Origin of the sequence: Ensifer adhaerens, from assembly GCF_020035535.1 — a bacterium.
Classification (GTDB): Bacteria; Pseudomonadota; Alphaproteobacteria; order Rhizobiales; family Rhizobiaceae; genus Ensifer.
In genome coordinates, this window is sequence record NZ_CP083350.1 from 2,909,974 (window position 1) to 2,935,709 (window position 25,736).

General features: G+C 62.3%; 25 protein-coding genes. 13 read left to right on the top strand and 12 right to left on the bottom strand.

All coding sequences use genetic code 11. The annotated features are described in order from the left end of the window. Positions 1-36 precede the first annotated feature (36 nt). From LAC81_RS33345 to LAC81_RS33375, 7 genes are all read right to left on the bottom strand, one after another. Positions 37-1,029 carry an oligopeptide/dipeptide ABC transporter ATP-binding protein gene (locus LAC81_RS33345; RefSeq protein WP_223728873.1) on the bottom strand — a complete coding sequence of 331 codons (993 nt, stop codon included), beginning with the start codon at positions 1,027-1,029 and terminating at the stop codon, positions 37-39. Then, positions 1,026-2,045, bottom strand: coding sequence for an ABC transporter ATP-binding protein (locus tag LAC81_RS33350; protein ID WP_223728874.1), 1,020 nt, complete (start codon positions 2,043-2,045; stop codon positions 1,026-1,028). The genes LAC81_RS33345 and LAC81_RS33350 overlap by 4 nt, the downstream gene beginning before the upstream one ends. Further along, positions 2,046-2,954 carry a D,D-dipeptide ABC transporter permease gene (ddpC, locus tag LAC81_RS33355; protein ID WP_223728875.1) on the bottom strand — a complete coding sequence of 303 codons (909 nt, stop codon included), beginning with the start codon at positions 2,952-2,954 and terminating at the stop codon, positions 2,046-2,048. Positions 2,955-2,956: 2 nt separating this feature from the next. Continuing rightward, complete coding sequence (locus LAC81_RS33360; RefSeq protein ID WP_223728876.1) at positions 2,957-3,970, bottom strand: ABC transporter permease; 1,014 nt, start codon at positions 3,968-3,970, stop codon at positions 2,957-2,959. Positions 3,971-4,111: 141 nt separating this feature from the next. Next, positions 4,112-5,653, bottom strand: a complete 1,542-nt coding sequence (locus LAC81_RS33365; RefSeq protein ID WP_223728877.1) for an ABC transporter substrate-binding protein — start codon at positions 5,651-5,653, stop codon at positions 4,112-4,114. A 123-nt stretch (positions 5,654-5,776) separates the two neighbouring features. Then, positions 5,777-6,409 carry a helix-turn-helix domain-containing protein gene (locus LAC81_RS33370; protein ID WP_223728878.1) on the bottom strand — a complete coding sequence of 211 codons (633 nt, stop codon included), beginning with the start codon at positions 6,407-6,409 and terminating at the stop codon, positions 5,777-5,779. Positions 6,410-6,603: 194 nt separating this feature from the next. Continuing rightward, a complete protein-coding gene (locus tag LAC81_RS33375; protein ID WP_223728879.1) occupies positions 6,604-8,061 on the bottom strand; it encodes a M81 family metallopeptidase in 1,458 nt (485 codons plus the stop codon). Between the two features lie 111 nt (positions 8,062-8,172). Here LAC81_RS33375 and LAC81_RS33380 point away from each other — a divergent pair, with 111 nt between their 5' ends. The 9 genes from LAC81_RS33380 (at position 8,173) to LAC81_RS33420 (ending at position 16,312) form a co-directional block, all read left to right on the top strand. Beyond that, positions 8,173-8,997, top strand: coding sequence for a M55 family metallopeptidase (locus tag LAC81_RS33380; RefSeq protein WP_223728880.1), 825 nt, complete (start codon positions 8,173-8,175; stop codon positions 8,995-8,997). A 24-nt stretch (positions 8,998-9,021) separates the two neighbouring features. Further along, positions 9,022-10,260 (top strand): NAD(P)/FAD-dependent oxidoreductase, encoded by a 1,239-nt coding sequence (locus LAC81_RS33385; RefSeq protein WP_223728881.1) that lies wholly within the window; start codon positions 9,022-9,024, stop codon positions 10,258-10,260. A 480-nt stretch (positions 10,261-10,740) separates the two neighbouring features. Further along, positions 10,741-11,634 carry an amino acid ABC transporter permease gene (locus tag LAC81_RS33390; protein ID WP_223728882.1) on the top strand — a complete coding sequence of 298 codons (894 nt, stop codon included), beginning with the start codon at positions 10,741-10,743 and terminating at the stop codon, positions 11,632-11,634. Beyond that, on the top strand, positions 11,631-12,395 hold the full coding sequence (locus LAC81_RS33395) for an amino acid ABC transporter ATP-binding protein (protein WP_223728883.1): 765 nt from the start codon (positions 11,631-11,633) through the stop codon (positions 12,393-12,395). Before LAC81_RS33390 ends, LAC81_RS33395 begins: the two co-directional genes overlap by 4 nt. A gap of 31 nt (positions 12,396-12,426) precedes the next feature. Further along, a complete protein-coding gene (locus LAC81_RS33400; RefSeq protein WP_223728884.1) occupies positions 12,427-13,287 on the top strand; it encodes an ABC transporter substrate-binding protein in 861 nt (286 codons plus the stop codon). Positions 13,288-13,309: 22 nt separating this feature from the next. Next, positions 13,310-14,119, top strand: coding sequence for a GntR family transcriptional regulator (locus tag LAC81_RS33405; protein WP_223728885.1), 810 nt, complete (start codon positions 13,310-13,312; stop codon positions 14,117-14,119). After that, positions 14,116-14,856 (top strand): BtpA/SgcQ family protein, encoded by a 741-nt coding sequence (locus LAC81_RS33410; protein WP_223728886.1) that lies wholly within the window; start codon positions 14,116-14,118, stop codon positions 14,854-14,856. The genes LAC81_RS33405 and LAC81_RS33410 overlap by 4 nt, the downstream gene beginning before the upstream one ends. Then, on the top strand, positions 14,853-15,371 hold the full coding sequence (locus LAC81_RS33415; RefSeq protein ID WP_223728887.1) for an ureidoglycolate lyase: 519 nt from the start codon (positions 14,853-14,855) through the stop codon (positions 15,369-15,371). The genes LAC81_RS33410 and LAC81_RS33415 overlap by 4 nt, the downstream gene beginning before the upstream one ends. Continuing rightward, positions 15,368-16,312, top strand: a complete 945-nt coding sequence (locus LAC81_RS33420; RefSeq protein WP_223728888.1) for a carbohydrate kinase family protein — start codon at positions 15,368-15,370, stop codon at positions 16,310-16,312. The genes LAC81_RS33415 and LAC81_RS33420 overlap by 4 nt, the downstream gene beginning before the upstream one ends. Before the next feature lie 155 nt (positions 16,313-16,467). On the opposite strand, the gene LAC81_RS33425 is transcribed toward LAC81_RS33420, so the two are convergent. From LAC81_RS33425 to LAC81_RS33440, 4 genes are all read right to left on the bottom strand, one after another. Further along, a complete protein-coding gene (locus LAC81_RS33425; protein WP_223728889.1) occupies positions 16,468-17,520 on the bottom strand; it encodes a sugar phosphate isomerase/epimerase family protein in 1,053 nt (350 codons plus the stop codon). Positions 17,521-17,711: 191 nt separating this feature from the next. Then, positions 17,712-18,665 carry a substrate-binding domain-containing protein gene (locus LAC81_RS33430; protein WP_057249660.1) on the bottom strand — a complete coding sequence of 318 codons (954 nt, stop codon included), beginning with the start codon at positions 18,663-18,665 and terminating at the stop codon, positions 17,712-17,714. Between the two features lie 63 nt (positions 18,666-18,728). After that, positions 18,729-19,739, bottom strand: coding sequence for an ABC transporter permease (locus LAC81_RS33435; protein ID WP_113538814.1), 1,011 nt, complete (start codon positions 19,737-19,739; stop codon positions 18,729-18,731). Positions 19,740-19,815: 76 nt separating this feature from the next. Further along, on the bottom strand, positions 19,816-21,342 hold the full coding sequence (locus tag LAC81_RS33440) for a sugar ABC transporter ATP-binding protein (RefSeq protein ID WP_223728890.1): 1,527 nt from the start codon (positions 21,340-21,342) through the stop codon (positions 19,816-19,818). Between the two features lie 163 nt (positions 21,343-21,505). On the opposite strand from LAC81_RS33440, the gene LAC81_RS33445 reads away from it, so the two are divergent. Then, entirely contained in the window at positions 21,506-22,528 is a 1,023-nt protein-coding gene (locus tag LAC81_RS33445) for a LacI family DNA-binding transcriptional regulator (protein ID WP_223728891.1), read from the top strand. On the opposite strand, the gene LAC81_RS33450 is transcribed toward LAC81_RS33445, so the two are convergent. Next, complete coding sequence (locus LAC81_RS33450; RefSeq protein WP_223728892.1) at positions 22,454-23,290, bottom strand: LysR substrate-binding domain-containing protein; 837 nt, start codon at positions 23,288-23,290, stop codon at positions 22,454-22,456. The two genes, LAC81_RS33445 and LAC81_RS33450, sit on opposite strands and share 75 nt — an antisense overlap. Before the next feature lie 408 nt (positions 23,291-23,698). On the opposite strand from LAC81_RS33450, the gene LAC81_RS33455 reads away from it, so the two are divergent. From LAC81_RS33455 to LAC81_RS33465, 3 genes are read left to right on the top strand one after another with little or no spacing between them, the layout of a single operon-like run. Beyond that, positions 23,699-24,229, top strand: a complete 531-nt coding sequence (locus tag LAC81_RS33455) for a sigma-70 family RNA polymerase sigma factor (protein ID WP_113538818.1) — start codon at positions 23,699-23,701, stop codon at positions 24,227-24,229. After that, complete coding sequence (locus tag LAC81_RS33460) at positions 24,222-24,983, top strand: anti-sigma factor family protein (protein WP_223728893.1); 762 nt, start codon at positions 24,222-24,224, stop codon at positions 24,981-24,983. Before LAC81_RS33455 ends, LAC81_RS33460 begins: the two co-directional genes overlap by 8 nt. A 10-nt stretch (positions 24,984-24,993) precedes the next feature. Further along, positions 24,994-25,710: a Bax inhibitor-1/YccA family protein gene (locus LAC81_RS33465; RefSeq protein WP_223728894.1), complete on the top strand. Its 717-nt coding sequence runs from the start codon at positions 24,994-24,996 to the stop codon at positions 25,708-25,710. Positions 25,711-25,736: the final 26 nt, after the last annotated feature.

Sequence of the window (25,736 nt, forward strand, 5' to 3'; positions counted from 1 at the left end):
CGGACAGCGGAGCGCACCTGTTACCTTTTTCGCGCATCAACCTTGCGCCTGATGACACCTCGCCTGCCGGCTGCCCTTGCCGAACCGCTGAAGAACCTGCGGCGCTTCGCAACCGGCGGCGGCCTTGCCGCACCGCTCCTTGTAGAAGCAACCGGCCGGCAGTCTCCGGTTGTTCGGCAACTCGCCCGACCGCACCTCCGCGATCGCCGGCAAGGGCGTTGCGAAACTCGGGGCCGCTGCCAGAAGCGTTTGGGTGTATGGGTGACGTGGGTTGCTCAGCACCTCTTCGGCCGAGCCTGATTCAACGATCTGGCCGAGATACATCACCGCGACATCATCGCAGAAATGGCGCACCAGGGCGACGTCGTGCGAGATCAACAGGTAGGTGAGCCCCCGCTCCCGCTGCAGTTTCAAAAGCAGGTTGATGATCTGCGCCTGCACCGACACGTCGAGCGCCGATGTCGGTTCGTCCAGAACCATGAGATCAGGGTCCGTGCTGATCGCGCGGGCGATGGCGATGCGCTGCCGCTGGCCACCAGAAAACTCGTGCGGCAAGCGATCGAGATGTTCCGGCCTGAGGCCGACCGCGGTGGCGAGTTGCTCCGCCTTCGCATGAAGTTCGGCGTTGCTGTGCCCGCCGCGAATGTGCAGCGGTTCGCTGATGAGCCGCCAGACCGGCAGGCGCCGATCGAGCGAGGATTGTGGATCCTGGAACACGATCTGCATCCTCTGTCGCAGTTCGCGCTTCTGCTTGCCCTGCGCCGCCTGAAAATCCTGACCGTCGATCGCCACCCTACCCTGCTCGTAAGGCGCAAGGCCGATGATCGCCTGGGCGAGCGTGCTCTTGCCGCAACCGGATTCGCCGACGATGCCAAGGCTTCTGCCTGCCCGTACCCCAAGGGTGACACCGTTGACGGCGTGTACATGCGAGGTTGGGCGGCCGAGCCAGTTGCGGGAGGCAGGGAAGCGGACATGAAGATCGGAAACCTCCAGAACTGGCCGCGCCATCGTAAGAATGCCTTCCGTCATTGCCGGCCCCCCTGCCCTGATGTTTCTGACGCGACGCTGCGCCTCCAGCATGCCACTTGCTGGTTATCGGCCCCGACCAACTGCGGAGATTGAGATCGACAGAGATCAACCGCTTCCTTGCAGCGCGGCTGGAAATAGCAACCGGCCGGCGGATGCAGCAGGTTCGGAACCGCACCGGGGATCGCTTCGAGCTCCTGTTTCGGCACTACCCGCTCCGGCAGACATCGCAACAGCGCCTGGGTATAGGGATGTTGCGGCGCCTCGAGCACGGTCCGCGTCGCGCCATGCTCGACGATCCGCCCGGCGTACATCACATAGAGCCGGTCACAGAGCTGCGACACGACGGCGACGTTGTGCGAGATGAAGATGACCGAGGTCCCGGTACGGCGCGCGCGGTTCTGGATCAGCCGCAGGATCACGGCTTGGACGGTAACGTCGAGTGCGGTCGTCGGCTCATCGGCGATGATGAGGCCGGGATTGCAGGAGAAGGCCATGGCGATCAGCACGCGTTGCCGCATGCCGCCTGAGAGTTCGAAGGGGTAGAGCTTCATGACCCGCTCGGGCTCGCCGATCAGCATGTCGGCAAGAATATCCCGCGCAATGCGCTTGGCGTCGGCCAAGCTTGTCTCTTCGTGCCGCATGATCACGTCAGTCAGTTGCTGGCCAATGCGGATCGTCGGGTTCAGCGCATTCATTGGTTCCTGGAAGATGGTCGAGACCACCTTGCCGCGCACGTCCTGGAGCTGACTGTCATCCATGGTAAGCGTGCTGTGGCCAAAAAGCGTGACGGAACCGCCGGTGATCCTGTAGCGCCCTTTGGGCAGCAACCCTGTTGCCGCCATGGTCGTGACCGACTTGCCGCAGCCGGACTCGCCGACGATCCCGACGATCTCCGCCTTTCCGACGCTGATCGACACATTGTCGAGCGCCTTGATCGCGCCGCTGAAGGTTGGAAACTCCAGTGACAGATTGTGAATGGCCAGCGCCTGGCCGCGTCCTTCTGCTGTGCCAGTCATTTATCTGCCCCTCAAGCGCGGGTCGAGCATGTCGCGGATGCCGTCGCCGACGAGATTGCACCCCATGGCCGTGATCAGAATGGCGAGACCCGGGAAGGTCGCGTACCACCATTGGTCGAGCATGTAGCTGCGGCCGCTGCTGACCAGAGCGCCCCATTCGGCGGTCGGCGGCTGGGCACCGAGGCCGATGAAGCTGAGCGCAGCTGCGATCAGCACGACGCCGCCGAGATCGAGCGTCGCCTGGACGATGATCGGCGACATCGCATTCGGCAGAATATGCCAGCGGAGAATGTAGAATGGCGAGGCGCCGAAGGTGCGCGCCGCCTTCACGAAGACCTGCTCGCGAAGCGACAGCGTTTGACCGCGCGCCAGGCGCACATAGGCGGGAATGCGCACGATCGCCACGGCCAGCATGGAATTGAACAGGCTGGGTCCGAGAGCTGCCGCCAGCGCCATGGCCAGCACCAGCGCCGGCAAGGCAAGAACGACGTCCATCAGCCGCATGATGGCGGTATCGACCCGTCCGCCGACGACGCCGGAAAAACAACCGATCAGCACCCCGACCGACATCGAAATCAGCACGATCATGAAGGCGGCACCACAGGACGCCCTCGCCCCGTAGATCACGCGCGAGAACAGGTCGCGGCCGACTTCGTCCGTGCCGAACCAATGGGCAGCACTCGGCGGTAACAGGCGCGCCGTCAGCGACACCTTGTCCGGATTGTACGGCGCGATCACCGGCGCGGCGATGATCATCACGAGCACGAGCAGAATGATGGCAGCGCCAACCAGGGTCAGTGGGCTGCGGCGGCTGAGGTACCAAAGATAACGCAGGCGTTCGGAGAGGGATTTGGTCCTGCGCATGGCGGCACTCGCGGCAGCAGGTTCAGTCGGCATGACGGCGGACATGATCAGACCTCCCTGATTTGCGGGTCGGCGAGCATGTAGGCAAGATCGACCAGGAGGTTGATCAGCACATAGCCGATGGATGCGACGATCGTGAAACCCATGATGGCGGGAAAATCGAGCGTCTGAATGGACGTGACGACGTAGGTGCCCATGCCTGGCCAGGCGAAAATCGTCTCGGTCAACACGGCGCCATAAAGCAGATCACCAAGCGCCAGCCCGAGCAGGGTGATCGAAGGGATCAGCGCGTTTCTAAGCGCATAGTTGAAGATGATCACGCCCTTGCGCAGGCCGCTGGCGCGCGCGGTGCGAATGTAGTCTTCCTGCAGCACATCCAGCATCGAGGCGCGGATCTGGCGCGTGATCACGCCCATATTGGCGAAGGCCAGCACGAAGCCGGGCAGGATGATGTGGTAAAGGGCGCTGCGAAAGGCATCGAAGCGCCCCTGCAGCAGTGAGTCGACCAACAGGAAGCCGGTGATGCGTTCGGGCGCGACGACGCCCATGGCCAGTCGCCCACTGCCCGGAAGTATCTGGAACTTGGCGTAGAAGAAATAGATCAGGATCAGGCCGAACCAGAATACCGGCATCGAGATGCCGCAAACCGACACCGTCCGCGCGATCTGGTCGATCGGGCCGTCCTTGTAGACGGCCGACAGCACACCGAGCGGCACGCCCAGACAGATCGCGATGAAGAGCGCGACCGTTCCGAGCTCCAGCGTTGCCGGCAGGAAGGTACGGATATCGGCCGCAACCGGGCGATTGGTCCGAAGCGACGTGCCGAGATCGCCCTGTAGCAGATTGCCGATATAGATGGTGAACTGTTCGACGACCGGGCGATCAAGCCCCAGATTGCGCCTGACGTTTTCAAGCGTTTCGGCGCTCGCCCGGTCCCCCGCGATCATGCGCGCCGGATCTCCCGGTATGAGATGAGAGATGGTGAAAGTGATGATGGCGACGCCCAACACCACGAAAAGCAAAAGCACCAGACGCGGGATGATGATGCGGGTGATTGTCATGGACGTCAGCCCTTCCGCAGGAGAACCCTGACCTTGCTTCGGAAACGATGAAACCCTGCCGCCACGGCCCTAGGAGCCGGCGGCAGGCATTCCGTGGAATGAGGCCTGTTAAGGCGACAGGATCGGCGAGATCCTGTTCTCTCATTCCGTTTTCGACATCGTTCCGAAGTTGTAGACCTGGATCAGCATGGGGTTGTAGACATAACCCTTCACCGCGGCGCGGCGGGCGAAGATGTCGTTCTTCTCCATGATGTAGAGATAGGGCGCGTCCTCCGTCGAAAGCTTCTGTGCTTCGATGTAAAGCGCCTTGCGCTTCTCCTCGTCGACAATGGATCCGGCCTCTTTCACAAGAGCGGTCACCTTGGTGTTGCCGTAAAATGAACGGTTGCCCGGTCCGCCCATTTTGTCGGCGTCGAACCAATAGTTCATGAACATGTAGGGATCGGCGAAATCGGGCGTCCAGGCACCGGGTGCCATGTCGAACTTGCCGTTGGCCACCAGTTCGCGTTTGGTCGTGTCCGCGACCGCCTGCAGATCGAGCTTGATGCCGATTTCCGCCAGCGAAGCCTGCAGCGCAAGGCCGACCGGTTCCCAGGCAGGATCGGCCTGTGAGAAGGTATAGGTCAGGTGGATGCCGCTCTTGCCGGATTCGGCAAGCAGTGCGTTGGCCTTCTCGATGTCGTAGCTGTACTGGAACCCCTGCGGATCGTGCCCCCACATGCCGCTCGGCACTGCGCCGCGCATCTGCTTGGCCTGGCCGAGCATGATGCCGTCGATGATGCCCTGATAGTCGACCGCATAGGAAATCGCCTGGCGAACCTTGGCGTCGTCCAGCGGCGGCTGTCGGTTGTTCATGTAGATGTAGTTCACATACATGCTGGGATTGCTCTCGACCACGAGAGAGGCGTCCTTTTGTAGCGCCTCGGCCTGATCGAGCGGGATCTGCTCGATGATGTCGGCATCGCCGTTGGTCAGCTGAAGGCGGCGGGCCGACACGTCGCCGACGATGCGGATGACGACCTGCTTCAGCGCCGGCTGACTGCCCGCATAATGTTCGTTGCGGTCGAGAACGATGCTCTGGTTTCGCTCCCAGGAGGTGATGCGGTAGGGGCCGCTGCCAGCCGAGTGCTCGGCAAGCCAGGCCTTCGCCATGTCGCCGTCCTTCTCATGCTCCATTACCTTGGGATTGACGATCGCAGCGCCGGAGACAGCCAGCGTCGAAATGAAGGGCGCGAACGGCGCCGTCAGGTGAAAGCGTACGGTCTGCGGGTCGACGACCTCGACCTCTTTCAGTACCGGAAACGCGTCGGATGGCCCTGCCTTCAGCTTCATCAACCGGTCGAAGCTGAACTTGACGGCTGCAGCGTCGACCGGCGAGCCGTCATCGAACTTGTGGCCGCTGGCGAGCTTGAAGGTCCAGACGAGACCGGCATCGTCGGCAGTCCAGCTTTCGGCGAGCTCCGGTCCGACTTCCGTCGAGGCTCCCTTGTAGGCGACGAGCCGCTCATAGGCTGCGTAGATGAGCGTGTAGCCGCTGTTGCTGATCTCTATGCCCGGATCGGCGGTCGGCGGATCTTCCGCGCGCGCCAGCACCAGCACGTCCTGCGCAGCGATCGCGCCGGAAAGCGGCGTCGATGCCAGCAGCAAGGCAACGCCAATCGATTTCCACTTGGAACCGTTCATCTCGTAGTCCTCCCCAGAACTGCGGCTTGCGATGCCCTCCCGGCATCCACCGCAGCGCTAGAGTAGGAAACGATTTTCCTAAGTGTAATAATTTTTCTTATCGTATTTGTTTTTTAGTTTAGGTCAGCTTTTGAGCTTGATCGTCTGCGCGTTTGCCAGGGTGGAGACCAATTCGGTTTCCGGGGTCGAGCAGACACACAGGATTTGCGCAGGCTCCTCGCTGACGCTGAGATAGGCGTGCCCGGTCATGGCATCGAAGTAGCAGGAATCGCCCTTCTTGAGCCGCAAGGGCGCATAGATCTCGGTGTGGAGTTCCAGTTCCCCTTCGAGTACGTAGAAGAACTCCTCGCCTTTGTGCCGGATAAGCGGCCCGAACTCCTCGATCGTGCGGGCTCGTGCCACAGCCACGATCGGAACCATCGACTTCTTCGAAATCTCTGTACAAACATAGAGATAGTCGTAGTTCTGCGTGACGATCGCCCGCCCCTCGCCAGATCTGTTGTACGTGCGACGCCCGAGCATGTTTGGGGCGTCCTCGGCGCCGGCCATGGTCCCGAAAAGTTCGACGATGTCGACCTTCAGCCCTTGCGCCAGTTGGATCAGTCGATCGTAGGTGAGTTGCATCTGGTTGTTCTCGACCTTGGAAAGGGTCGAAACCGCAAGGCCCGTCAAGGAACTGACTTCTGCCAACGTCCAGCGATTGCGGTTGCGAATATCCTTGAGGATATCGCCGAGGCTGGATTTCGCGTCGGTCATCGTTGGCGTCTCCGCTTTGCCTGCAGCCATCGGATTGCCGGCCGGGCCATGCGCCCGGAAAACGGTAGAATCCAATCGGTATTATAGGAAAACCATTTCCTATAATACGTGGCCGAAATCAACATTGCCTCGAAGGCAATCGGTGCCGGCGGCAACGCAGCCCGCGTCGTCCGTCGGATGGAATCCGCCTTTGCCTACGCTTCGAACGGGTTGGCGACTCTGGGCCAATAGGGACGCTTCAGCTTGGTGAAGGCCAGATCCTCGAAAGTCGGCTGCAAGGCGCCCGGTGCACTGACGTAGAGAATGTCGCGCGCGATGGGTTCGAAACCGGCACGGAAGTGGTTGCTGGATTTCACCACGACGATTCTCTTCTGCGCCAGGTCCAGGCCCAGGGCGGTCATGCATTCCGGGTGAAACGTCTGCGTGCGTACGGTGTTGAGCACAATGTCGATGCTGCCGGCCGAGACCCACACGGCATCGCCGATGCCGAGCGGTGTCGGGCCAAAACGCTGGGTGACGCCCGAAGCGACGCGTCTGACCGTCACCGTGAGATCGAGCGGGTCGCCGGAAGCAGGCCCGACCTTGCCGCCGATTCGCAACGCCAGAGTCGCCCCCTCTCCCGCTTCGCGGCACATGCGCACCGCAATCGGATCCCAGTAGAGGCAGGAGGCAACGTCCCCGATGCCGCGCTCGATGATGCGGCGCAGGATGAACGTTGAGTCCCCCGGCGCGCCGCCGCCTGCATTGTCGGAAACGTCGGCCAGAACGATCGGGCCGCTCTTAGCGGCAATGGCCCGATCCAGCGCTTCGTCGATACTGAGATAGTCTCCCCGCATTTCTTCGCGTGCATCGAATATCTCCCGGGCGAAGGACTGGGCGGTCCTTGCGGCCTTTTCCGGGTCGTTGTCGGTCACGACCAGCATCTTGGCGCCGACATCTTCGACGTCACCCCAAGGGAAGCCGTGGCCGAATGAGACTGAAAGCACGCCGTCCTGTCCCTCCATGGATTTCATGCGGTCGACGATGCCGCGCAAGGGGGCGCGGTGCGGATGGAATGTGTTGATCATGCGGCAATCATGGATACCCATGGTCGGCCGCACTTCGCCCGCTAGCGTGCGCTCCATCAACCGGAACAGTTGGCCGGCAACCTCCTCGATATCAGTATGCGGATATTCCTTGTAGGTGGCGATCATGGTCGCATTGGCGAGCATGCAGTCGGTGATGTGGCAATGGAGATCAAGTTCGACGGCAATCGGCACATCCGGACCGATCACGCCGCGCACATGCTCAATCAGGTCCCCTTCGACATCATCGTAGCCGTCCGCGACGCAGGCGCCGTGGAGGGCGAGCATGACGGCGTCGACTGGAAGCGCTGCCCTGAGATCATCGAGGATGGTGGCGCGGAAACTCTCATAAACTGCCCGGGTTGTCCTGCCGCCGGGTTCGGCCACAGCGCACAGGCTCTCCACCACGTCCCAGGCCTTTTCCTGCGCGGCATTGCGCCAGACGGACATCTGCGAGGAGCAGCAGTTGAGCGGCTTGCTGGTGGCGTCGCCATAGGCGATGAGGTTTTCCCTGAAAGCTTCGAGGCCTGTCTGCATCGGCGAAAAGGTATTGGTTTCGGTATCCAGCCCTGCGATGAAAAGTTTCATTTTCGCCTCTCGCCCCTCAAGAAAGATATTTTCTAATCATAAAACTATGTTTATCGTCGGAAAGTCAAATGCATTATCCGCGCCATCGCGCGGCTGGCCGGGGAGGCAGGAATGCGCATCTATATTTCCGCTGACATCGAGGGGATCGTCGGAGTGGTGAGCCGCGACCAGCTGATGCCCGAAGGTTTCGAGTACGAGAACGCCCGGCGCTGGATGACGGACACCGTGGTCCACGCTTGCGAGGCTGCGCATGAGGAAGGCGTAGAGGAGGTCATCCTCAGCGATTCTCACGGAAATGGCGAGAGCATCCTGATCGACCATCTGCCTGACTATGTGCAGGTCGTGCGTAGCTGGCCGCGCCCGCTGATGATGATGCAGGGCGTCGAGCTCGGGCCCTTTGTCGGCGCCATGCTTCTCGGCTATCACGCGGGCGCAAGCCATGTGGGCGGCGTGCTGTCGCACACCATCGGCGGCACAGCCTTTGCCGAAGTGAGGATCAACGGCGTCGTCATGCCGGAGGCCGGCATCAACGCCGCCATTGCCGGGCACTTCGACGTTCCGGTGCTACTGGCTTCGGGCGACAATGTGGCCCTGGAGGAGATCAGGCAACGCATCGGCGACATCGTGACCGTGCCGGTGAAGCAGGTCTACAGCACGCAGTCGGCGATTACGCTGACGCCGGCCGTTGCGCATCGCCGGATTCGCGAAGGCGTCAAGGCGGCGCTGGCGAAAGCCGGCTCAGCCAAACCGTTCAAACTGGAAAATCCGGTCCTGGAGATTGTGTTTCGAAATCGCTTGCCCGCCGAGTACCTCTCCTATCTCAAGGGCGTCGAGCGCACCGATGGCTATACAGTCCGGTACCAGGGTGACGACATGGTCGATGTCTCGCGCTTCATCCAATTCGTGGTCGGCTACAATTCGCGCCTGACTTTCTGACAAGCCTTTTTTCGGAAACAAGAAATGACTACCTCCATCGTCCTTGGCGCCGGCATGGTCGGCGTCTCAACCGCGCTCGCATTGCAAGAGAGCGGGCACCAAGTGGTGCTGCTGGACCGCAAGGCGCCGGGCCGCGAAACCAGCTACGGCAACGCCGGTATCATTCAGACCGAGGCCGTCGAGCCCTATGCCTTCCCCCGCTCGGTGAGCGAGATCGCCAGGGTCGCACTAAAGCGCGGCAACGATGTCGACTGGAGGCTGCGCGACATACCACGTTTGGCGGGGCCTCTTTGGCGGTACTTCGCCCAATCTGCACCGGCGCCTTATGCTAGGACCATCGCGGCTTATTCGCGGCTGGCGCTGCGTGCGAGCGATGATCATGCGCACTTCATCGGGCCGGCCGCGGCCGACGACTTGATCGTGCGAACGGGGTGGCGCGCTGTCTATCGCTCGCCCGCCAGTTTCCAGGCGGCTGCCATCGAGGCGGAACGGCTGAAGCGCGTCTACGACGTGCCGTCGGATGTGCTCAGTCCAGACGATCTTGCTGCGAGCGAACCCGCGTTGCAGCGCCGGCTTGCCGGTGCCGTCCATTGGACATCGCCCTGGACCTGTCGTGACCCCGGCGAATTGGTCGCCCGCTATGCCGCTCTCTTCGTGGCGCGCGGCGGTAAACTGGCTCGCGGCGATGCATTGACCTTGCAGCAGAATGGCGCCGGGTGGCGGGTTTTGTCCGAGGACGGCACTGTCAGCGCCGAAAATGCGGTTGTCGCCTTGGGGCCATGGTCGCCAATGCTCGCCAAGACATTCGGCTATCGCATACCCATGGTGTTCAAGCGCGGTTATCACCGGCACTTTACGGGCCCGAGCGGGCCGCGCATCTCGATGCTGGATGTCGATAGTGCCACGCTGGTTGCACCGATGAATGCGGGGTGGCGGGTTTTGACCGGTGCACACATGGCGCCGCCGGGAACAGCGCCGACATCGCGACAGATATTGAATGCTTCCAAAGCTGCCCACGAGCTTTTTGCCCTGCATGAACCCATCGAGGCAACACCGTGGTTGGGTACCCGCCCCTGCATGCCCGATATGCTGCCTGTCGTCGGCCCGACCCGCCACAAAGGCCTATGGTTTCATTTTGGCCACGGCCATCAGGGCTTCACATTGGGCCCAACCACCGCCTTCCTGCTGGCGGAGCAGATAGCTGGAAGGCGCGACAATCCGCTTGCCCGCCCCCTGATGCCGTCCGCGCGCGGCTTGGTGTAGGACCAACCGGCCGCCTGGGGACAGACTGCGTCCGGACGGCATTGCGACAAAGAGCATCCGTGTAAGCGAGATTTTCGACGTCTCGCTCGCCGAAGCGGCGCGGCCCATCGGCAAGCGCCGCGTTTACAATGCGCGCCGCAACCTCACCCGTCGTTCTTCAACGGCCAGCTTGCCTCCGTTGCCCCCGGTACTGCCATCATGCGCATGCGTCCCGGCAGGTGCCAATTCCCTATGGCACCTGGGGCTTCCGAATCTGGATCCCCTCGCCTGCCCTCCGCGCCGCCGACAATTCCATTTAATCAGCTCATCCCTCGCGACCGCTGATTTCCAAGCCCTCCGCGCGTTGAGCGCGAATATGCACAGCCGCAAATATTCTCAGACAGCCAGCTTGACTCCCTCAAAGCGTGCTTCTATCAAGTTGTAGGCCTAACCCTACAATTGGATGCCATGCACCACTTTCAATCAACTTCAACGTCCGCGTTGCCACTCGCAGACCTGCCCGGTCCAGACGTCGCTATCCGTCGCCTGCGTCACCCGGGCCGGTGGGTCAGCGGCGGCCTCGTCATCCTGCTGCTTGCCGTGATCGGCCGCGCCTTTGCCGTCGGGCAAATCCAGTGGACGGTGGTCGGTCAGTTTCTGACGGCGGGCGTCATCGTCACCGGCTTCGGCTGGACGCTGCTGATTTCGGCCTGTGCGCTGGTACTTGGCGTCTTCCTTGGCTTCGCTTTCGGCATCATGCGTCTGTCGGAAAACCCGATCCTGCGCTTTGCCGCATGGCTCTATGTCTGGGTGTTCCGCGGCACACCGGTGCTCTTGCAGCTGCTGATCTGGTTCAACATCGCGCTGGTCTTCCCGCGCCTGTACATCCCCGGGCTCATCGATGCCCGTATGGTCGATGTGGTGACGCCCTTTGTCGCGGCAGTGCTCGGATTAGGAGTCAATGAAGGGTCCTATCTGACGGAGGTGGTGCGCGGTGGTATCGGCTCGGTCGACAAGGGCCAGAAGGAAGCGGCTCACACGCTTGGCATGACGCCAGGACAGACGATGCGCCGCATCATCTTGCCGCAGACTTTGCGGCTGATCCTGCCCGTGCTCGGCAACAGCGCGATCGGCATGCTGAAATTCTCGTCGCTCGCCGCCACCATCGCCATGGGCGAGATGCTGAACGCGGCGCAACGCATCTACTTCATCAACGGTGCCGTCATCGAACTCCTGTTCGTCTGCGCCGTCTGGTACCTGGCGGGAACCACGGTTCTTTCCATCGGTCAGTACTATCTCGAACGCCATTTCGGGCGCGATGCAGCGCCCGCAGCCGGACAACGCCGCTGGTTCAAAGGATGGGCCCGTCGTCCTGTCGCCCCGAGGGAAGCATGAGTCTCGCAGTCAAGGCGGTCGGTATCCGCAATAGTTTTGGCAGCCACGAAGTCCTGAAGGGCCTCGATCTGGAAGTCGCCTATGGCGAGGTGCTCTGCATTCTCGGGCCGTCGGGCAGCGGCAAGAGCACCTTTCTGCGTTGCATCAACCATCTGGAGACGCCGAATGCCGGCTATGTCTGGGTCGACGGTGCGATCATGGGCTACGAGCTCAGTCGCGGCGCGCTTCAGGAACTTCCGGTCAAGCGGCTCCGGGCGCAGCAGAGCCAACTCGGCATGGTGTTCCAGCATTTCAATCTGTTCGCGCACCGCACCGTGCTCGGCAATGTCATCGAAGGGCCAATGGTGGTGCGCGGCTTGAGCCGCGCTGAAGCCGAAGCCCGCGCCATGGGTCTGCTTGAGCAGGTCGGTATGGCCGCGAAAGCATCGAGCTATCCGTCGCAGCTTTCAGGCGGCCAGAAACAGCGTGTGGCGATCGCCCGGGCGCTGGCCATGGAGCCGCGCGTGATGCTCTTCGACGAGCCGACCAGTGCGCTCGATCCGGAACTTGTCGGCGAGGTGCTGGAAGTCATGCGCAACTTGGCGCGCGGCGGAACGACCATGATCGTGGTGACCCACGAGATCGGCTTTGCCCGGGAGGTCGCCGACCGCGTGGTCGTGATGATCGAAGGCGAAATTCGCGAGATGGGCGCCCCCACACAGGTTCTCAGCAGCCCCGGCGACCCGCGCGTGCGCAGTTTCCTCAGCCGTGTGCTGGCCTGACGACAAGAGTTCAAAAAGAGGGAGAACGGAAATGAAACAACTGCTGCCAATGGTTCTGGGGCTAACCTCAGCAACATTTATCAGCCTGGCTGCCGGAGGCCTGGCTCATGCTAAGGACGAAAAGCTGGCGGCCGCTCTGCCGGAAGCAGTGCGGGCGGCTGGAAAGCTGAACGTCACGATCAGCCTTGCCTATCCGCCGATGGAATATAGCGACGCGGGATCGACCGAACTGAAAGGCTTCGATATCGATCTCGCCAAGGCGATCGCCGAACGTCTGGGGCTGACGGCAGAATTCCAGAACGTCGAGTTCCCGCAATTGATCCCGCAGGTCGTCACCGGCCGGTCGGACCTGATCATGACCGCGTTCTCCGACAAGGTGGAGCGCCAGACCCAGCTCGACTTCATCGACTATTTCAAGACCGGCAACGTGTTCTATTCTACCGCAGACCAGCAAGACGAGATCAAGAACGAAGCTGATCTCTGCGGCAAGACGGTGGCTGTCGCGACGGGCACGAGCTGGGTGACCTGGGCGGAAGACGTCGGCAAGGCCAACTGCGCACCCGACAAGCTGATCACCGTCATCCAGATCCCAACCCAGGCCGAACACATCATGCAGATCCGTCAGGGCCGTGCCCAGGCTTCGGTCATTGGCCTAGAGGGATTGCTGGACCTGATGAAGCAGGAGCCGGACAAGTTCCACCAGATCGGCGAAATGGGTGACGTCAACCACTACGGCATCGCCTTCGCCAAGGCGAATGGCGAGCTGCGCGATGCGGTCAAGGGCGCGCTCGATGCGATGAAGGCCGACGGCACTTATGCACAGATCCTGGACCGCTACGGCTTGAAACAAGCTGCCGTCGAAGAGTTCAAGATCAACGGAGCCACCAAGTAGTCAACCTCGGCCGGAGCCTCACTTGACCCACCCTTCCACGCCAGACGCCTCCACCGCAAACGGTGAAAACCCGGATGACAGACTGTCCCGGCTGCGCCTCGACTCCTATTCGAGCGAACAGCTCTACCGGCAGCTCTATCGGGCGTTGCGCGCCGCGATCCTGAGCGGTGATTTCTCCGAAGGCGAAGCCATTCCTTCGGAGAACCAGATGCGCGACCAGTTCGGAATTGCCCGGACCACGGTCCGCAACGCGATGGCGCTTCTGGTGTCGGAAGGGTTGGTCCAGCAGGTTCGCGGTCGCGGCACGATCGTGTCACACCGTCCGATCAGCCACAACATCTGGAACTTCGGGAGCTTTACGGAGCTTGCCCGTCGCCAGGGCCAACGTCCGGTGACGCGGGTGCTGGAACATCGCGTGGAGAATGGCGAGCTCCTGCTGGTGCGCGCCCGCGGGCTTGCCAATGGCGACATCGTGAGCTGGCTGAACGTCGACACTTCACAGCTCGATCTCGCCCTCTATCCGGGTATCGACCGTTACGATTTCGCGACGCAATCGCTCTACGAGGTTTTGCGTCGCGACTATGACCGCCACCCCTTGCGTTCGGAACTGCTGCTCAGCGTCGTGCCGCCTTCCGATCGCTTGAGGGAGGTCTTTGCCCCGGCACCTGGCGTGCCGGGCTACCTTTGCGCCAGCGGGGACGTGCTCGATGCCGACGACCGATTGGTCGAGCGCACGTCGATCGTCTACTCGCCGGCCGTCCAGATGAAATTCGCAACGCGCTGGGGGCGCGAGACCGCGCCGACAAGCGCGATGCAGGAGAACAAGACATGAGCCGCTTCGGCGACACCTTCACCACCCCTAAGCCGATCTTCGGCATGCTGCACCTTGCCGGTGACGACCCCGCCGCCAAACTTGCCCAGGCCGAGGAAGAGGCTCGCATCATGGCTGGCGAAGGCGTGGACGGGGTCGTGGTCGAGAACTACTTTGGCGGGGCCGAAGACGTCGAGCGGGTGCTGGACCGGCTGTTCGGGTTCGACCTCGGCACGCGTATCGGCGTCAACGTGCTGCGCGACGACGCGCGCGCATTTGCGCTTGCCAAACAATACCCGGTTTCCTTCATCCAGGTGGACTCCGTCGCCGGCCATCTGCCGCCGGATGCGGACGAACCCTTCGCAACCGAACTCGCTGCACGCCGCGAAGACGTTTCAGCGCTGTTGCTCGGCGGCGTTCGCTTCAAGTACCAGCCAATTCTGTCCGGGCGGCCGGAATCGGAAGATGTGCGCATCGGGGCTTCACGCTGCGACGGCCTGGTGGTCACCTCCGACGCCACCGGCCAGCAGACCGACCTCCAAAAGGTCGCGCGCTTCCGTGCCGCAACCGGCGGCGCGACACCGCTGCTGATCGGTGCCGGCCTCACCGAGGCCAATGCCGCCGAGCAATTGGCCAAAGCCGATGGCGCCGTCGTCGGGAGCTGGTTCAAGCACGACCACAAGGATACCGGCCGCGTCGAGGCCGCCCATGTCGCCGGGCTGATGCGCGTGGTGCGGGCCATCAGGAGCGAGGCATGAGCGCGGCCGACAGTGTTTTCGCCAGGCCTGTGTCGCCGGACAATTTCGCGCGTTACGGCAAGGTCTATGATCTGACCGGCGACACCGATCCCAAGGTCGTCTGGACCGCCGGTGACGGATGGAACGATGGCTTCTCCAAGACGCCGGTGATCGATGGCGCGGGCCATCTCGGCATTACGCGCGGCGGCGGCGCGCCGTGGCACTGCCGCGCAATGGAGCGGCATCCGCAAACGGAAGAGGCCATCTTCTGCCTCGCCGAACCGGTTGTCCTCGCCGTCGCCCCTGCGTCGAATGCCGCGGCGCCGGATCGCAATGAGATCGAGGCCTTCGTGGTCGCCCCGGGGCAAGCTGTGGTGATGGACCGCAACGTCTGGCACGACGCCTGCCGCGGCGTTTCGGGACCGACCCCCTACTACTGGATGGCTATTTGCGGCCTCGGCGAAAATCCCTGGGTGCCGGTGACCGGTGGACCGAAGCTGGTGCAGGCGATCCCAGCCGGAGGAGCGAGTGTATGACAAGCTTCTTCATCGGCGACGTCGCGCTCGACGAATATTACACCGCCGATCGCTGGCCGGGCCGCGCCGACAAGGGCATGGTCAAGGAGCTCCCTGCTGAAGCCGGAGGTTCCATCGCGAACGCTGCGGTCGTGCATGCGGGCCTCGGCGGAGAGACGCAGTTCATTTCGCTGCTCAACGACAGCCCTCTGTCGCAACGGCTGATCGCCGATTTGAAGGATAATGGCGTCGGGGTCGATCACATGCTGATCGATCCTGCCATTCCCGAATCGCGGAACTTCATCTTCCTCGTCGATGGCGAACATGTCGTGTTGACGGTGGAGATGGGCGAGCAGCCGATGTGGCTCGACCCCGCTGCTCTCGACGCTTTGCGCCAGCCAGGCTTTCTCTACACGACGCTCTATCGCGTCCGCCGTCTCCATGCGCGAACGGAGCAAGGCGTGGTCAAGCAAGCCGTTCTGCTTGCCGATCTCCGCCAGCATGGCCGCCGGGCCATCTTCGATCTCGACGTCGGCGGCTGCACGCCACAGGACATGCCGTACCTGACCGGTGCTGCGGTCGTCATCTTCAACCAGGTTGGCTTCCGCGCTGCCTTCGGCCATGACGACATCACGATGATCGGCGACTGGATGCAGGCGCACGCGATCGACTGGGTCGTGCGCACCCTTGCCGCAGATGGCGCCGAGGCCCGCAACGGCGACACGGTCCTTCGCGTACCCGGCTTTCCGGTCGAAGTGGTCGACGTCACTGGCGCCGGCGATACCTTCGGCGGCACGTTGACCTGGTGTCTCTCGCAGGGCCAGACAATCGAGGAAGCACTGGACTTCTCCGTAGCCGCCGCCTCCCGCTCCGTCACTATCCACGGCCCACGGGCAGGCAAGGCAACCCCGCAGGACATCCGCCGCTGGCACGACAACGAGCGTCGGCAGAGAGCCCGGTAACCGGAGGCGTCACCGGAAAGGCAGTTTGGGGCGCGGTATTGTGGCCGTGCCCCGCCCTAAGCCGGCAGCATCTGTTCGCGTGTGCCAGAGGCGTGTGCCAAGTGCCGCACGGCAGCGAACCAGTGTCGAGAGTAGCTTGAACAGTGGAACTCTATTCAAATCCCCAGCATCCGCCTATTCGCTGCATCGTCCGTACCTGCACCGGCAAAGTCGTCGAACGCCTTCTCGGTGACGCGGATGATGTGGTGCTTGACGAAGTCGGCCCCCTCGCGCGCACCGTCTTCGGGATGCTTCAGCGCGCACTCCCATTCGACCACCGCCCAACCGGCGAAATCATTGGCGGCCATCTTCGAGAACACCGCGCCGAAATCGACCTGGCCATCGCCGAGCGAACGGAAGCGGCCGGCGCGGTTGACCCAGCCCTGGTAGCCGCCATAGACGCCCTGGCGCCCGGTCGGGTTGAACTCCGCATCCTTGACGTGGAACATGCGGATGCGGTCCTTGTAGATGTCGATGTTGTCGAGATAGTCGAGGCACTGCAGCACGTAGTGCGAGGGATCGTAGAGCATGCAGGCGCGGGCATGGTTGCCGGTGCGCTCCAGGAACATCTCGTAGGTGATACCGTCGTGCAGGTCCTCGCCCGGATGGATCTCGTAGCAGATGTCGACGCCGTTCTCCTCGGCATGTTCGAGGATCGGCCTCCAGCGCTTCGCCAGTTCATCAAAGGCGGTCTCGACGAGACCGGCCGGTCGCTGCGGCCAGGGATAGACGAAGGGCCAGGCGAGCGCGCCGGAGAAGCTGGCCATCGCACTGAGGCCGAGGTTCTTCGAGGCGGTCAGCGCCAGCTTGACCTGCTCCACCGCCCAGGCCTGGCGCGCCTTCGGGTTGCCACGCACCTCGGGTGCTGCAAATCCGTCGAAGGCTTCGTCATAGGCCGGATGCACGGCGACCAGCTGGCCCTGCAGATGGGTCGAAAGCTCCGTCACCTCGACGCCGTTGTCGCGGGCCTTGCCGGCAAACTCGTCGCAATAGGTCTTCGAGGTCGCGGCTTGTCTCAGATCGATCAGCCGTGCGTCCCAGCTCGGGACCTGCACGCCCTTGTAACCGCAATCGGCCGCCCATTTGGTGATCGCGTCCCAGGAATTGAACGGCGCCGCATCGCCGGCAAATTGCGCAAGAAAGAGCCCTGGCCCCTTGATGGTTTTCATGTCTCGTCTCCTCCGTTGGAAAGCTTTGCCGGACGATCGGAGACGCCCCCGGAACCGTCACGGGGCCCAAGACGACGTCACATCGGATTTCCGGATGGGTAGCGCTGCCAGCCTGACAGGCCTGTTGCGCGCATGCGCGGATTGATGGCGGCCCACGCAGATCGCGGGCCGCCTTTTGCCTCAACTCCGGATCAGAATGGCGAATCCGGGAAGTAGAAGTCCTTGGCATTGTCCTTTGTCACCAGCGTCGCATCGATCGTGTAGACACCGCGGACCGGGACCTGGCCGTAGAAGTTGGCCACGGTCATCTCAAGCGCCGTACCGACCATCGCCGGCGGATAGAGAACGTCGACCGGGATCATCTTGTCGCCGTCCATGACCTTCTTGATCATTTCCTTCGAGCCTGCACCGGCGACGACATACTGGATGTCGGTGCGCTTTGCCTGCTCGATCGCCTGCAGTACGCCCACGGCCATGTCGTCGTCCTGGCACCAGACGACGTCGATTTTCGGGTACTTGGTCAGGTAGTCCTGCATGACCTTGAAGGCGTCGTCGCGGTTCCAGTTGCCGTATTGGCGATCGAGAACCTTGACCTTCGAGCCTTCGATGCCCTTGTCGAAGCCGTCCTGGCGCTGCTGGTCGATCGGGATCGGCAGGCCGCGAATGACGACGACTTCGGCTTCCGGCGTCGTTGCCTTGATGTATTCGCCGGCAACCTGACCAAGTGCGGGGTTGTTGCCCGCGACGTAAAGGTCACGCACGGAGTTGTCGTTGACGCTCGGCGCACGGTCCACGAGAGCGACGAAGGTCCCCTTGCCCTTCACTTCCTTGATGGCGTTGACCAGCGGATCCGGATCGGTCGGCAGGATGACGAGAGCGTCGATGCCCTGCGTCTCGAGGTCCTGTACGGCGTTGGCTTGGCTCGCCGGATCGGGAGAGGTCTTGACGATGACGTTGAGGCCCGGGTTGCGTTCCATCAGGATTTTGGCGACGCGCTCGGCATGGAAGACCACGCCGGCGGTCCAGCCATGGTCGGCTGCCGGGATCGAGACACCGATCGTCACTTTCTTTTCTTCCTGCGCGTGCGACACGCCAGCAAGGGCGGTCATCGCCGCGAGGGTCAGGCCGAATAGCTTATTACGCATTAAGTTCCTCCCAAATATCAGGTCAGCCTGTTGCAGGCCGGGAGACCTGTGGACCCGGCCGTCTCACGATTTCCGAACCAGCGAGCGCTGGACGAGCATCGCAATGATGATGATCGCACCCTGGATGGCGCCGATCAGGTATTCGCTGATGAAGTTGGAGAGCAGCATGATGTTGCCGACCAGCTCGAGGATGAACGCGCCGCAGATCGTGCCCCAGACACGACCTGCCCCGCCCTTGAGCGCCGTGCCGCCGACGACCACGGCGGTGATCGCCTGCAGTTCCCACAGGATGCCCGTCGTTGCCGATGTGGAGCCGAGACGCGGTACGTAGAGAAGCACGGCCGCCGCCACGCAGAGGCCCTGGATAACGAAGGCGACAGTGCGGACGCGGTTGACGGAAATGCCGGAATAGCGCGCGACGTCGCGATTGGAGCCGACGGCGACGACATGCCGCCCGTAACGGGTCCGGTAGAGAATGAAGGCGGCCACCGCGGTCACGGCGAGGATGACGACGATCGGAACGGGCACGCCGAAGATGGTGCCGAAATAGGCGGGACGGTAGATCTCCTGGAGTTCCGGTTCCTTGAGCGTGATCGCGCCGCCCTGCGACAGCCAGGTCGTCAAGCCGCGGTAAATGCCCATGGTACCGAGTGTCGCGATGAACGGCTCGATCTTTCCGACCGTGGTGATCAGGCCGTTGGTGAGACCACAGAGCGCGCCGGCAACGATGGTGAACAGGATCGCAGCCAGGAGCATGAGCACGGGATCTGCGATGACCCCGGAGTTCATGAACAGGATCATCAGACTGGCGATGAAGGCGACCATGGCCCCGACGGAGAGATCGAGGTCACCCGACGAAATCACGAAGGTGGCGCCGACCGCGATGATGGCGATGAAGGCGCTGCGTGTGGCGACGTTGGCAAGGTTGTTGATGCTGATGAAGTTGGGATTGACCAGGGCGCCAACCAAAAGCAGCAATGCCAGCGCGACGAACGGCGCCACCGCCCTGAGATCAATGTCGCGCCAGCTGCGACGGCGAATTGCGCCCTGGCTGCCTTCCTCGTTTACGCTCATATCCAATTGAACCTCCGTCCCAGCTCTTGGGAATTTTATTGTTCTCGGCACCTGCTCAAGATGCGCCGGCCCTGCCTTAAGCCGCCGTTTTCTTCTTCAGGCCTGCGGCGTAGCGCATGATCTCCTGCTCGGAGATCTCGTCACCTTCGAGGATGCCGGCGATATGGCCCTCGCGCATGACCACCACCCGACTGCACAGACCGATGACCTCGGGCATCTCCGATGAAACGACGATGATCGAGCGCCCGTCCCGGGCGAGCGCCGAGATGAAATGGTAGATCTGCTGCTTGGTGCCGACGTCGATGCCGCGCGTCGGCTCGTCGATGATGATGATGCTCGGGTCGGTCTCCATGACCTTGGCAAGCAGCAGCTTCTGCTGGTTGCCGCCCGACATGCGACCGGCGACGACACTGTCATCGCGGACACGGATATCAAACCGGCGGCGCGCCTTGACGAGTGCGGCCTCTTCGCTTCCGGGATCGAGGTATCCGAGCCGGGTATGCCGGTCGAGCGACTGCAGCGTCAGGTTCGCCATCATGCCCGCATTGAGCAGAAGGCCCTTCGCCTTGCGATCCTTGGTCATGTAGGCGAGGCCGGCATCGTTGACCGCGTGCACGTCGCCGGAAGACACCGGCTGGCCACGAACCAGGACTTCACCGGCGGTGCGCGCGCGCAATCCGACGATCGCCTCCATCAGTTCCGTCCGGCCGGAGCCGATCATTCCGGAAAAGCCGAGGATTTCACCGCGGCGGACCTCAAAGCTCGCATCGCGAACATATCCGGTCGAAAGCCCGCTGACCCGCAGCACGACTTCCTCGTCGATGTCCGGTTCGGTTTTGGCGGGATAGAGGCTCGAAAGCTCGCGACCGACCATCAACTGGGCGATCGCCTCGCCATCAAGGATCGAGGTCGGCGACGTCTTGATCCATTGGCCGTCGCGCAGCACCGTCACGCGATCGGTCAGTTCCATGACCTCGTCAAGCTTGTGCGACACGAAGACGAAACTCGTGCCCTTGTCACGCAGCTTGCGCACAAGGCGGAACAGGAAGTTCGTTTCTTCACGAGACAGCACGGCCGTCGGCTCATCCATGAAGACGACACGGGCATCACGGCTGATCGCCTTGGCAATCTCCACCATCTGCTTTTCGGCGATCGACAGCGAGCCGATCATCGCATTCTCGTCGACATGGGAGCCGAGCAGATCGAGAACGCGGCGCGTTGCGGCACGCATGAACTTGCGGTCGAGCACGCCGAAGCGCGTCACCTCGCGGCCGAGAAACAGGCTCTCGGTCACCGTGAGATGTTCGGCCAGATTGAATTCCTGATGGATGATGACGATGCCGAGCGCCTCGGCAGCACCGTTTGCCGGGAGCTTTACCGACTGGCCGTCGAGCAGGATCTCGCCTGAGGTCGGCTGTTCGAAGCCGGACAATATCTTGACGAGCGTGGATTTGCCCGCGCCGTTCTCACCCATCAGCGCGTGGATCTCGCCCTGCCGCAGCTCGAAATCGACGCTGAACAGCACCTGCACGCCGCTGAAGGACTTGCTGATGCGGCGCGCGGACAGCACGACGGGAGCCCCGTCGACAACCTCCGTGGTCATTTTCCCCTCCCTGCGGCCTCCACCGCTTTTTCAATGATGTAAACCTTTACACTGACCGATGTAAAGGTTTACATCATGCTTGTTCGACAATTTTTTCGGCCTGCGCGTTTGAACGTCAGGCAAGTCTGTGTAGTGTCTCGCAACCAAGCCCGAGGCCAGCCGAGTGTCCGATTCCACCCCCGCAACCATTGAAGACGTCGCACGGATCGCCGAGGTGTCGATCGCGACGGTTTCGCGGGCAATCCACATGCCGGAAAAGGTTGCCAAGTCGACGCGGCTGAAGGTCAACCAGGCAATCGCCTTGACGGGCTACACCACCAACGCGATGGCGCGGAGCCTGAGGCTGGGCCGCTCGAACATGATCCTCGTGGTCGCACCCGACATCGGCGATCCCAATTTCTCCAGCATTCTGGTCGGTCTTGAGAACGAAGCCCGCGCCCATGGCTACGGCGTACTGATCGGGCATACCCAGAATGATGCCCAGCGCGGCTTGGAATATCTGAAGTTCTTCAACTCGAACCAGGCAGCCGGCCTGATTCTGTTTACGGGCATTCTTCCTTTCGGCCATCAGGAAGTGACACCGCGCCTACCGCCGACCGTCGGGGTATTCGAGCCGGTCTTCAACGGAGGAATTCCCTACGTCGGCGTCGACGACGTCGAAGGCGCGCGCAAGGCGGTCGATCTCCTCATTGCCGAAGGGCATCGGCGGATCGCATTCATCGGCGACTCCCATACGCGGCTGGCCTATGGCCGTCGCCGCTCGGGCTACGAAGCCGGACTTGCCGCGGCCGGCATCCCCCCAAACCGCCGCCTCATCCTCGAAGGTGATGGAACGGTGGAAAGCGGCCGGCTGGCGCTGGAACAGCTTTTCATGCGCGACGACCTCCCGAGCGCATTCATGTGCGTCAACGATCAGACTGCCCTTGGTGTTGCGCTTGGGCTCAAGGCACGTGGCTACGACATACCGGACCATTTTTCGGTCACCGGCTTTGACGATGTCCCGCAGGCCAGCTTCATGACCCCTTCCCTGACCACGATAAGGCAGCCGCGCACCGCGATCGGCAAGCACGCAATGGCGTTGCTTCTCGAGATGCTTTCGGACCGCACACCGTCAGAAACGGAAATCCTGTTGAGACCCGACCTGGTGGTCCGCAACTCTGTGGGTCCGCCACCGGCAAGGCGATGACATGCGCCTATGGCCGCGCACCTGCGGTCGCTGCGGTACGACCGGCTTCACACCGAAACCTACGTGGCGATCCTGTTGCGCGCCTGCATGATGATCTCGCGCAACCAACGGTGCATCGGTGAATGATGCGAACGATCGTGCCAGAGCATGTGAAAGACCATCTGCGGGAACTCGATCGGCGGCTGGCGCACGACGAGCGGTAAGAGCCCCCGCGAAGAAGCTGGCAAAATGACGGCTGGTGGAAAAGATCAGGTCCGACTGCAGCAGCAGGCGGGGCGCGGTCGTGAAGTAGGACAGCGCCACAGTGCGCGCCCGGCTGACGCGCAGGCTCGACAGGTGGGTTTCGACGACACCGCGATGGGCCATCGAATAGGCTACCGGCACGATATGGGCCGCCGCCAGATAATCGGCTTCGGTGAATTCACCCTCTGCCAGCGGATGAGAGTCCTGCATCAGGCAAACAATATCGTCCTGCAAGAGGATGGGGCGCTTGAGATAGGCGGGCGGAGACGGCCAGTCGCCGATGACGACATCGACCTCGCCCCGCGCAAGCGCACCCTCGAAGTCAAAGTCGGGACCGAGCGCCCGGATCACCAGGCTCGCATTCGGGGCCTTTCGCCTGATCTGGTCGACGATCTCCGACAGGAACACCGGAGCCATGTAGTCGGGCGAAGCGATCGTGAAGCCGTGGTTGCTTGACGAGGCGTCGAACGGCGCCGTGGCATCGACGAGATCGGCCAGCAACACCTGCGCGCGCGACACGGCCGCCAGGGCGCGTTCCGTCGGCACCATTCCGTCGCGACCGCGCACAAGCAATTGATCGGAGAAGATTTCGCGCAGTTTGCTGCTGATCGTTGGCTTCGTCAGCAAGGTCAGCCGGCAGACGCAGCAGCCAGCGTAGTATGAGCCAGGAAATACTCCCCGCATCTCAGCGGGTTTGAGGAGACAACAGAGGCTTCGGACCATCGTGCTTAAGCACGGTGGTCCGAGGCCGTTTGCAGGGCGCAGCAGAAAGGAGCATGGGCATCACCGGCCGAGGGCTTTCTGGAAGCCTACAATTTGGTCGCGATCCACCCTTTTGGATCGGCGTCGCGGTGGCGCCAATAAGATTTTTTCAGAATTTTTTCTGCGCGATGGATGAGAAACCGCATCGGCTCCGTATATGCGGGTATGGATTCGAAGAAAGGCGCATTTGACGTTATCGGGCAGCTGGCCGCATTGCGGCGCTATGCGCGCTCGCTTGCACGCAATTCGCCCGATGCAGAAGACCTCGTACATGACGCGCTGGTGAGAGCGTTTGAGCGGCGCTCGACCTTCCGTTCAGGATCAAGCCTCAGGCATTGGCTTTTCGCCATTGTTCGCAATACGCATATCGACCGGGTGCGATCCGCGATCTCCCGCGGCCAGCGTGACGATCAGACGGCACAAGAGGCCGGGGCATCTTATCCGGCCCACCAGGAGCACAGCGTACGCCTCGCCCAGGTTCGCGAAGCGTTCATGATGCTGCCGGAAGAGCAGCGCGAAGCCCTTCATCTCGTCGCCGTCGAGGATCTCTCCTACCAGGAGGCTGCCGACATACTCGACATTCCCGTCGGGACATTGATGTCGCGCGTCTCCCGCGCCAGAGCGAGCCTCAGAGACTTCGAAAACGGAACGAAAAAGCCCAACCACCTGAGGCTTGTCGGAGGCGGCAATGACTGACGTCGACACGATTATCGATACGGATCTCGATGCCTATGTGGACAACCAGCTCGACGCCGCCGGCCGCATCCGCGTTGAGACCTGGCTTGCCAGGAACCCGGACGCGGCGGCCCGCGTCATGGCCGACCTCGGCATGCGAACCACGCTCAAGCTGGCGATGACGTCGGATGTCGTTGCCAGCCGTCCCGAGACCCGCGAGGCGGCCCGGCGCCTTTCGTCGGGACTGGCGAACGCGCGTGTGTGGAACGCCCTGCAGAAGGTAGCGGCGGTCGGCCTGATGGTCTCGGTGGGTTGGATCGCACATTCGTCGGTCGGTCCGAGCGAAGTCAATGCATCGGCCCACCCGCCGGCCTTCGTCGAGCAGGCCATCCGCGCGCACCAGACCTCTGCCCTCAGGGCAGGAATGCCGTCGCAGCCGGAAGTGCAGACCTATGACCGGGACGACATTCGTGCCGCGACCGCGATTGTCATGCCGGAACTTCCGAAAGACTGGAATGTCGTCGATGTCCAGGTCTTCCCCTCGGATTTCGGGCCCAGCGTCGAGACGAGCGTCAAGACCGATGCTGGCACACTCATCTCCCTCTTCGCCGGCAGGCCCGGTCACTTCGCGGTGGAGCCCGTAAAGGACCTCAACCTTTCCAACGCCGAGGCTGCCTGGTGGCAGGTCGGCGAGGTTGCCTATGCCGTCGTTTCAAGCACGCCGGGCATCGGCCTCAGCGATGAGGCCGAGCTTCTCAAGAACTCACTTTACTGAGGAAACCTTCATGTATTCAAATCACAACCGCTTCGGCGGCATGAGCCGGGCGTCTACCGCCGCCCTCGACGAGGGCCTTCGCCAGCATATGCTGCGCGTTTACAACTATATGGGCCTCGGCCTGGTCGTCACGGGCCTTGTGGCCTTCATCGTCGGCACCACGCCGGCGCTCTACGTGCCGATCTTCTCCACGCCGCTGAAATGGGTGGTGATGCTGGCTCCGCTGGCCTTCGTCTTCTTCTTTTCGTTCAAGATGCATTCGATGTCCGCATCCTCGGCACAGATGACCTTCTGGGCTTTCTGCGCCGTCATGGGCCTGTCGCTTGCTTCGGTCTTCCTGGTCTTCACCGGCGCCAGCATCGCCCGCACCTTCTTCATCGCCGCCACCATGTTCGGAGCGACGAGCCTCTACGGCTACGTGACCAAACGGGACCTCGCGAAGTTCGGTTCGTTCCTGATCATGGGCCTTATCGGCGTGATGATCGCTTCGATCGTCAACATCTTCCTCGGCTCCAGCGCTCTTCAGTTTGCCGTTTCGGTGATCGGCATCATCGTCTTTGTCGGCCTGACCGCCTGGGACACGCAGAACATCAAGGAACAGTATGCCGACAACTTCGACCAGGAGTCCCAGCAGAAGCTGGCGGTCTCCGGCGCTCTCTCGCTCTATCTGAACTTCGTCAACATCTTCCAGCTGCTGCTGAACTTCACCGGCCAGCGCGAAGAATAACCGTCGTCGATATCAAGGACATATCT